At 70.7% G+C, this 2,663-nt stretch carries 1 protein-coding gene; it reads right to left on the bottom strand.

Annotated elements, in window-relative coordinates; all coding sequences use genetic code 11:
- Window positions 1-2,514, bottom strand: a 2,514-nt coding sequence (locus FNX44_RS25875) for a SpoIIE family protein phosphatase (protein ID WP_143651403.1), incomplete at its 3' end; no start/stop codon positions are given.
- Window positions 2,515-2,663: the final 149 nt, after the last annotated feature.

Below are 2,663 nucleotides of genomic sequence, written 5' to 3'. Positions count from 1 at the left end.
GTGGGCGAGGAGGAGGGCGATGTCGTCGGGGCGGTCGGTGTTGCGGCGGGCCTCGCCGACCAGGCGGTCGGCGAGCTCGTCGAGGGAAGCGGTCGCCGTGTGTGCCAGACGTGTCCGCAGAGCGTCGATGCCGTGCTCCAGGTCCTCTCCGGGTTCTTCCACCAGTCCGTCGGTGTACAGGGCGAGCAGGTCGCCGGGGGCGAGGCGGAAGGTGGTGGCGGGGTACTCGGCGTCGGGTAGGACGCCGAGCAGTGTGCCGCCCGGCGCGTCCACCACTTCCGTTCTTCCGTCCGGGTGGCACAGGACCGGGGGGAGGTGGCCCGCGCGGACCATGGTGGCCTCACCCGAGGACTGGTCCAGTTCCACGTAGCAGCAGGAGGCGAAGAGCCCGGACTCCGCGTCGGCGAGCTGCCGGTTCACGCGACGCATGACTTCCTGGGGAGGCAGGCCCGCGCCAGCCAACGCCCCGACCGCGCTGCGGAGTTGACCCATGACGGCGGCCGCCGCCACGTTGTGGCCCTCGACGTCGCCGATACACAGTGCCACTCCCCGCTCGCTGGTGAGCACGTCGTACCAGTCACCGCCGATCTCCATGCCCTGTGTGCCGGGCAGGTAGCGGGCGCAGACCACGACGCCGGGCACCTCGGGGAAACGGCGGGGCAACAGCCCACGCTGCAGACCGCGCGCGAGCGCGGACTCCAGATCGAACAACCGGGCCCTCTCCAGCGCCTGAGCGACCAGGCCGCCCAACGCCGTCAGCGCCGCGCGTTCCTCAGCACTGAAGACCCGCTGCCGGTCGAAGCCGAGGATGCACGAACCCACCTGGCGGCCGGAGGCGATCAGCGGGACAAACGCCCATGCGCTCATCTCGTCGAGCGGGATACCGGGGTAGGCAGCCAGCAACTGGCGCGGGGACTCGAAGAACATCGGCACCCCCTGCGTCAACGCCTGCACTCCAGGGAGTGACGCATCCAGCGCGACGCCTTCGAACTCGTCGAGGAAGCCGTCAGGGTAGCCGGACTGACGGGCCAGGTACATCCGGCGGTCCCGGACGACATAGATCGCCATCTCCCGGCCGCCGGACAACGGGAGGAGCTGGTCAACCACCACATCGCACACCTGACGGACCGTCACCGCCTCAGTGAGCACGCTCGCCATATGCACAATGTGATAAAGCGCACCCGGACCAGTCGCGGCAGAACCGAAGCCCACCGGCGGCTGCACCAACCCACCACCCGACAACTCCGGCCCACTCGGCACACCACTACGGACAACACGCCCCGTCAAGCCATGCACATCCGGAAAAAGATAGAAAACCAGACTCTCCCCCGCCGGATCACACACCACAAACGACGTCGACTCCTGGGAGAGCATCGCCGAGCGGTACCGGTCCTCGTAGGCGGGGTCGGACAGCCACGGCACGACGTCCCACGGGTAACAGCCCACCAGTTCGTCCCGCGCCACGCCCAGCAGTTCCTCGAGCCGCCGGTTGGCGTAAGTCAGGCGTCCGTCCTGGTCGAGTGAGAACACTCCGTCAGGGAGCCGCTCAGCAGCCTCCACCGCGGCGGCGCTCTGGCCGACGTCGACCACCACCCCGACCAGTCGGCCTCCTCCGGCGGCGTCTCCGCCGCGGGCCACTCTTCCCCACAGTTCCACCGATCGGGGCCGGCCACCGCGGTCGAGCACCCTGAAGCGGCGGCCCAGTACCCGGCCGGCGCGGTCCGCGTCCTCGACGCACGCCTCCAGTTCGTGTCGGTCGTCCGCCAGCACCCGGCCCGTCACCCCGCTCACGGGGCCTTGGTACTCCCCCGGTCGGATACCGAGGATCGCGCAGCACTCACCGTCGGCGTTGATCGTCCCGGTTTCCAGGTCCCACTGGAAGAGGCCGACCCGTACGCCGGTGATCGTCTCTCCGGGTAGGCGTACCGCGATCGGTTCACCGTCGTAGCGCAGCGAGTCGCCCGGGGTGACGTGGCCGGCGAGGGCGGTGCCGAGGCGGTTGACCACCGCGCGCAGTCGGCGGCGCTGTACTCCGGCCGCCCCGGCGCGGCCGACGGCGGCGCGCACCACGAAGACCACCGCCCGCACCTCTCCGGCCACCCTGACCGGTACGCACAGTGAGCCGAACGGGTACGGGAGTGCCGCGGCGAACTGGGGGAAGCGTCGGACCCGCTCCTCCGCGTCGTTCAGGAACACGCCGCGGCCGGTGCGGAAGCACTCAGCGGCCGGCAGCCGGCCGCTGAGCGGAACCCGCCACCACGAGCGCACCAGGGAGCGGGGCATCCCGGTCACCATGACCAGTACCAGTGAGCGGCCGTCGGCGGAGAGCAGGTAGATCCCGCCGCCGTAGCCGCCGCCCACGCGTACCGCCTTGACCAGGGTCCTTGCGAAGGCTCGGCGAAGTTCCTCGGGGAGGGCCCACGCGGTCGGGGTCGGCCCGGCGGGTTCGTTCCGGGCGTGTGGGGGCCGGCCCCCCTGTCCGGTGGGCCCGGTACTCGGCGGGTCGTGTGCCATCGCTGCGCTGGTCCTCCCTGACCTGGTCGTCGCGACCCGTTGGTCCCAGGGGCTCCGCCCGACGCCGCTCGGGCGTCCGGTGTCCCGTTGGCCGTCCGCTGTGGCCTTCCAGCCTCAGCATCTCCCAGGTCTGTCTCTTATACAGATCT

The organism is Streptomyces alkaliterrae (assembly GCF_007097205.2).
Taxonomy (GTDB): Bacteria; Actinomycetota; Actinomycetes; order Streptomycetales; family Streptomycetaceae; genus Streptomyces; species Streptomyces alkaliterrae.
This window is presented reverse-complemented; position numbering and strand designations above follow the sequence as displayed.